At 76.5% G+C, this 6,613-nt stretch carries 5 protein-coding genes; all 5 read right to left on the reverse strand.

The window, feature by feature from the left end:
- Positions 1–1,664: BatA and WFA domain-containing protein (locus PYV61_RS18785; RefSeq protein WP_275834456.1), on the reverse strand; the 1,664-nt coding region annotated here is incomplete at its 3' end.
- Between the two features lie 3 nt (positions 1,665–1,667).
- Complete coding sequence (locus PYV61_RS18790) at positions 1,668–2,603, reverse strand: DUF58 domain-containing protein (RefSeq protein WP_275834458.1); 936 nt, start codon at positions 2,601–2,603, stop codon at positions 1,668–1,670.
- Between the two features lie 15 nt (positions 2,604–2,618).
- Positions 2,619–3,659: a MoxR family ATPase gene (locus PYV61_RS18795; protein WP_345785263.1), complete on the reverse strand. Its 1,041-nt coding sequence runs from the start codon at positions 3,657–3,659 to the stop codon at positions 2,619–2,621.
- Complete coding sequence (locus tag PYV61_RS18800) at positions 3,656–4,432, reverse strand: DUF4159 domain-containing protein (protein WP_275834462.1); 777 nt, start codon at positions 4,430–4,432, stop codon at positions 3,656–3,658. Before PYV61_RS18800 ends, PYV61_RS18795 begins: the two co-directional genes overlap by 4 nt.
- On the reverse strand, positions 4,429–6,613 hold a 2,185-nt coding region (locus tag PYV61_RS18805), incomplete at its 5' end, for a tetratricopeptide repeat protein (RefSeq protein ID WP_275834464.1). The genes PYV61_RS18805 and PYV61_RS18800, both read right to left, overlap by 4 nt.

Genomic DNA, 6,613 nt, shown 5'->3' on the forward strand with positions numbered 1-6,613 from the left:
CCCTCCAGCAGCGCACGGTCGACGCGCGCGCCGACCACGCGCGCCGCCGGCGCCGGCGCGTGCCGCGCGGCGTGCAGCGCCAGCTGGTGCACCAGCGGCACGAACACCGGCTGCAGCGCCAGGTCGGTCCACCAGTCGTCCATCGTCGACGCCCACGCCACCACGCGCCCGTTCCCCTCCACCTGCTCGGCGAGCGCCGGCGCCCCGTCGGCGCGGCGCGCCAGCACGCGCGCGTCGGGGGCGAGCCGCAGGGCGCGCCGGCGCAGCAGCCGCGCGGCCACCAGGTCGCCCGCGAGCGCCTCGGCGCACGGCGCGAACACCGGGTGCCCGCGCTCGAACGACGCCAGCCGCGCCCCGCCGGCGTCGGTGCGGTCCACCACGGCCCCCGGCGCCCCCGGCAGCACCGTCGCCAGCGCCGGCTCCCACGCCTCGGGCGCGCTCGTCTCGCCGGGCGCCACCAGCAGCCCCGCGCCGGCGCGCACGTGCGCGGCCAGCGCGCGCGCGACCGCGCCGCCGAGCGGCGCGTCGTGCAGCACCACCACCGCGTGCCCCGCGAGGTCGGACGCCCGCAGCGCGTCGCGGTTCACCACGTCCACGCGGAACGGCGACGCCGCCCCGACGCCGAGCGCGCGCCGCAGGTACAGCCCCGCGTCCTCGCGCCGCGACGGCCCGTCCACCAGCAGCACGCGCAGCTGCTGCTCGCGCGCCGCCACGAAGTGGTACGCGTCGTTGGCCGGGTGCGCGTCGCGCGGCAGCACGACCGTCGCCTCGCTCCACCCGGGGGGCAGCGGCACCGACTCGAACGCGACCGTGGTCGGGCGGTCGGGCACCACGGTGGCGCGCGCCGACCGCACGTCGCGCCCGCCGACGCGCAGCGTCACCGGAACCGTGCGCTCGGCGCCCCCGCTCGCCCGCAGCCGCGCCGCCACCCGCACGGCGGCGGCGCCCGCGCTCCGCTCCTCGCGCACCAGCACCACGCCGAGCGCGCCGCCGTCGGCCGCGGCGGCGGCGACGTCGGCCCAGGTCAGCGTCGCGCCGGCCGGGAGCCGCGCCTCGGGCGCCTCGCGCCAGCCGCCGCGCTGGAAGTCGCTCACCAGCAGCGCCTCGCGCCGCGACAGCGCCGACTCGGCGAGGATCCGCGACGCCATCGCCAGCGCCGGGGCGTAGCGCGTCGCCCCGCTCCCCGCGCGCGCCGTGTCGACTGCCGTGCGCGCGCCCACCGGGTCCCCGGCCTTCGCGGCGACGGCCGGCGTCGCGTCGAAGTAGACGACCGTGGCCCGGTCGCGCGGCCCGACGGTGCGCAGCGCCGCGCGCGCGGCGTCCTGCGCCTTCGCCCACCGCGCCGGCGCCTGCATGCTCGCCGAGCGGTCGAGCAGGATGACCAGCTCGCGCCCGCCGGCCGTCGGTGCCGCGGCCGCCCGCGCCCGGTCGAGCAGCGGGCGCGCGAACGCGAGCGCCAGCAGCGACAGCGCGAGCACGCGCAGCAGCAGCAGCGGCAGGTCGCGCAGCTGGCGCCGCGCCGTCGTCGGCTGCGGCACGCGCCGGACGAACATCAGCGACGGGAACGGCACGGGCGTGGCCCGGTCGCGCCGCGTCAGGTGGATCAACAGCGGTACCGCGACCAGCGCCAGGCCGGCCAGGAACCAGGGGGCGAGGAAGCCCATCGTCTACCGTCGGTGCTCCAGCCGCTGCCGCGCGGCCAGGTAGCGGAACAGCGCCGCGTCCAGCGGCGTCCCGGTGTCGAACAGCCCGTACAGCACCCCGCGCGTGCGCGCCTCCGCCTCCAACGCCGCCAGGTGCGCGTCGAGCAGGGCGCGGTACTGCTGCCGCGCGACCTTGGGCACGATCGGCAGCGCGTCGTCGGTCTCGAGGTCGCGCAGCCCCGTCGAGTCGTCGAGCGGGAGGTCGCGCTCCGCGGGGTCGAGCACCTGCAGCAGGAGCAGCTCGTTGCCGCGGCCGCGCAGCTGCGCCACCGCCTCCAGCGCCTCGGCAGGTTCGGCGTACAGGTCGGAGATGACCACCACCAGCCCGCGCCGCCGGAACAGCTCCGCCGAGGCGCGCAGCGGCGCCGTCAGCTCGCCGGCGCCGCCCGGACGCGCCTGCTCCAGCGCGTGCAGCGCCATCGGCAGGTGCTTCCCCGACGGCGGCACCCACTCGCGCACCGCCGAGTCGAAGGTCAGCAGCCCCACGCGGTCGCGCTGGCGCCGCGCCAGCCAGAGCAGCGACGCGGCGAGCATCTTCGCGTAGTGCAGCTTGGTCGGCCGCCCCGCGCGCCCGAAGTCCATCGACCGCGACACGTCGAGCAGCACCGACACGCTGGCGTTGGTGTCGGCCTCGAACTCCTTGACGTGCAGCCGGTCGGTGCGTGCGTACAGCCGCCAGTCCACCCGCCGCGGGTCGTCCCCCGGCAGGTACGCGCGGTGCTCGGCGAAGTCGTTGCTCGCCCCCAGCGCCGGCGCGCGGTGCAGCCCGCCGAGGAAGCCGTCCACCACCGCGCGCGCGATGAGGTCGATTCCCCCGATGCGGGCGAGCACCGCGGGGTCGAGCAGCGAGGCGTCGCCCGACGGGCGGGCGGCCTGGGCGGGGCGGACGGGGGCGGCCATGCGCGGCGTCCCGCCTTACATCCGCGCCGACGGCACCGGCACCGCCGCCAGCAGCCGGTCCACCACCTGGTCCACCGTCACCCGCTCCGACTGCGCGTGGAAGTTGAGGATCACGCGGTGCCGCAGCGCCGGGCGCACCAGCGCGCGCACGTCCTCGAACCCGACGTGGTAGCGCCCCTGCATCAGCGCGCGCGCCTTGCACGCCAGGATCAGCTGCTGCGGCGCGCGCACGCTCGCCCCGAACGCCACGAACCGCTTCACCTCGTCGGGCGCGGTGGGCGACGACGGGCGGCTCGCCCGCGCCAGCGCCACCGCGTAGCGCGCCACCGCGTCCGACACCGGCACACCCCGCACCAGCCCGTGGAACGCCACCAGCTCCTCCGCGCTCACCACCGGGCGCAGCCGCCCCTGCGGCGCCGCCGTCGTCTGCCGCACCACCGCGACCTCGTCGTCCTCCGTCAGGTAGTCGACGACGATCTCGAACATGAAGCGGTCGAGCTGCGCCTCGGGGAGCGGATACGTCCCCTCCAACTCGATCGGGTTCTGCGTCGCGAACACGAAGAACGGCGGGTCGAGCGGGTACGTCTTCCCCTGCACCGTCACGCGGTGCTCCTGCATGACCTCCAGCAGCGCCGCCTGCGTCTTGGGCGGCGTGCGGTTGATCTCGTCGGCCAGCACCACGTTGGCGAAGATCGGCCCCGGCACGAAGCTCATCGCCCGCCGCCCCGAGTCCGCGTCCACCTGCAGGATCTCGGTCCCGGTGATGTCGCTCGGCATCAAGTCGGGGGTGAACTGGACCCGCGAGAAGCTGAGGTCGAGCACGCGCGCGAGCGTGGAGACGAGCAGCGTCTTCGCCAGCCCCGGGACGCCCACGATCAGGCAGTTCCCGCCCGCGAACAGCGCCACCAGCGCCTGCTCGATCACCGCGTCCTGCCCCACGATGCGGTGGCGCAGCTCGGCAACGATGGCGTCGCGTCCCGCGCGCAGCCGCTCGGCCAGCGCCACGTCGTCCTGCGATGCGAGCGTCGCGCGCTCGGCCGGCACGGTGGTCATCAGTGTGTCATCCCGTAGATCAGGTAGTTCATCCCCAGCTTGTACGCCACGCTCGTGACGTCCACCGGGATGATCCCGGTGTCCGAGAACTCCCAGCTCTCGCCGATGTCGTTGTTGAAGTTCACGATCGCCAGCAGCCGCTTCTCGGGGTCGTTGTCCTCGAAGATCCCCCAGTACTCGGCCCCGCCGCGCCGCCCGAAGCCGCCGCCCCCCTCCTCCGGCTCCACCTTGTAGAAGGCGTCGAAGATCGGGTGCGTCCCGTCGAGCCTCACCAGCCGCCCCTGCGGGAGCACGCGGCGCATCGCCGCCTCGAACCCCTCCCAGTGGCGCCCGAAGAAGTCGTCGAACATGATGAACCCGCCCTTCTCCAGGTACGCGCGCAGCCCGGCCGCCTCGGCGTCCGTCGGGTTCCAGAAGCCCGGCTCGCACAGGTACGCGATCGGGTACTTCATCAGCTCGGGGTCGTCGAGGGTGAACACGTTCCCGCCCTCCATGTACGGGCGCATCGTGCTCAGCTCGACGATGATCTTCGCGAAGTTGTGCTCGGCCGTCGGGTAGTCGTGGCTCCACTTCGGGTCCATCCGCCCGAAGAACTCCCCGCCGCGCGGCGCGAACCGGATGCGCGCGAAGGTGAACCGCCCGTCGTACGGCGCGTTCGGCAGCGGCTCGGTCAGGTACTGCTGCCGCTGCCGCGCCTCCGCGTCGCCCCCGCCACCGCGGAGCAGCGCCGCGGCCAGCACCGCGGTCGCGACCATCGCCATGCGTCGTCCGGTCATCGCGTCCCCCCGTCCACCAGCGTGAGCAGCAGCTCCTGCGCGGGCGCGTACGTCGGCGCCTCCTCCAGCGCGCGCAGCACCTCGCGCCGCGCCGCGTCGCGCTCCCCCGCCGCGGCCAGCGCGCGCGCCAGCCGGTAGCGCGCCTCCGCCACGTCCACCGGCGCCAGCGCCAGGATCGCGCGACGCTCGCGCACCGCGCGGCGCGCGTCCTTCAGCGTCTCCGCGTGCGCCGCCAGCCGGACGTGAACGCCCGCGTCGTACGGCCAGATCCAGATCGCCTGCTCCAGCGCCGCCGCCGCGCCCGCCGTGTCGCCGCGCTGCTCGCGCAGCTGCGCCAGCGCCAGCTGCGCCTCGAGGTGGCTCGCGTCGCGCGCCGTCAGCTCCAGCAGCTCCTGCTCCGCCTTCGCGCGGTCGCCCTGCTGCCGGTACAGCTGCGCCAGCCGCCAGTACGGCCCGTCGCCGCGCGCGTGGTCCGGGAACAGCGCCTTGGCGCCCGCGAACGCCGCGATCGCCACCGCCGGGCGCCCGCCGCGCATCGCCGAGTCGCCCGCCGCCAGCAGGCGCCCGTACTGCCCCAGCCCGGGCCCGCTCACGGCGTCGAGCGCCCGGCCGAAGCGCCCGCGCACGTACGCGTCGAACCGCCGGTCGAGCGTCGGCAGGTCCACGCGCAGCGCGCGCCGCACCGCGGCCTCGGTCCCGAGCCCCTCCTTGTAGGCCGCCAGCAGCGCCGGGATCGCCGGCGCGCCGAACTCGCGCTCGACCATCTCGCACACCAGCGACGCCTGGTAGTACGAGAGGATCACCTGCTGCGGGAACACGGGGCGCACGAAGCCGTCGTTCAGCCGGCTCGGCGGCGGGATTCGCCCCTGCGCGTACGCCGACAGGTACTCCGGCGTCGGCCCGTCCCCCCACCCGGGCGCCGCGCGCCGCTCCTCCAGCACCGACAGCCCCTCGCTCAGCCAGCGCGGGACGCGGTTGTCGGTGACGCCCAGCGTGAACGTGTGCGCCAGCTCGTGCCACGCCGTCGCGCCCCAGTGGAACTCCCCCTGCTCGCGCGCGCTCGGCGCGTCCATCGCAAGCACCGGCCCGAAGCTCACGCCGAGCGCGCCCAGCCCCGCGAGCCCCACGGTGCGCACCGAGAAGTCGGCGTGGCTGCGGAACAGCTCCAGCCGCACCGTCGGCGGGCGGTAGCCGTAGCGCCCCGCCATCTGGTCGTAGCCGCGCTCCAGCAGCTCGCCCAGGTACAGCGACAGCAGCGCCGACTCCGAGCTGTCGGCCACCAGCGCGAACCGCGGCGTGCGCACCGTGCGGTACGCGCGCGTCGCGTCCAGCAGGTCGAGCGTGTTCTTGGTCCACACGTCGAACGGGTCGCCGGCGAACGCCCGCTCCAGGCTGGCCCGCGCCGAGTCGGCCTGGCCGAGGCGCAGCTGGTTGATGCCGCGCAGGGCGTGGCTCCGCCACGACGCCGAGTCGAGCGCGACCCCCTGCGCCGCGAACCGCGCCGCGGCCGAGTACTGCCGGTGCTTGGCCGCCAGGTCGGCGAGCGTGGCGTACAGCGGGGCGTGGCGCGGCGCGCGCGCCAGCACGCGCCGCCGGGTCGACTCGAACCCCGCCTGGTCGCCGCGCAGGTAGCGGATCGCCGCCGCCAGCGTCAGCGCGTCCGGCCCCGTCGAGTCGACCGCCAGCGCGCGCGCCACCGCGCTGTCGGCCCGCCCGTAGTCCTCCGCCTCCAGGTACGACGCGGCCAGCAGCAGCAGCGCCGGCACGTGGCGCGGGTTCGCCTTGAGCGCCGAGTCGGCGAGCGCCGCGGCGCCCGGCGCGCCGTCGAACTGCCGCACGCGCGCCATCCCCACCAGCGCGCCCGCGTTGCGCGGGTCGGCCTTCAGCACCGCCTCGAACGACGCGCGCGCCTCGGGCGCGTTGAACTTCTCGAGGAAGAGCGCCCCCTCGCGCAGCTTCGCCTCCGGGTCGCGCGGGTCCGCCGCCGCCCCGGCCGCGTACGCCCGCAGCGCCGCGCGCACGCGCTGCGGGTCGGTCACCGACAGCCGCTGCTCCGCCTCGCCCACGGCCACCCACTGCGACGCCGCGAGCGTCGCGCGGGGCGTCGCGTCGGCCACCCGCTCCCACTGCGCGCGCGCCGCCGCGCGGTCCCCCGCCTCGTGGAGCAGCGCGGCCAGCCCC

It is taken from the genome of Roseisolibacter sp. H3M3-2 (genome assembly GCF_029211165.1).
Taxonomy (GTDB): Bacteria; Gemmatimonadota; Gemmatimonadetes; order Gemmatimonadales; family Gemmatimonadaceae; genus Roseisolibacter.

Coding starts and splice junctions, on each gene's coding strand:
- PYV61_RS18790 (WP_275834458.1), bottom strand. CDS start 2,603: ATGGCCGCCCCCGTCCGCCCCGCCCAGGCCGCCCGCCCGTCGGGCGAC.
- PYV61_RS18800 (WP_275834462.1), bottom strand. CDS start 4,432: ATGACCGGACGACGCATGGCGATGGTCGCGACCGCGGTGCTGGCCGCG.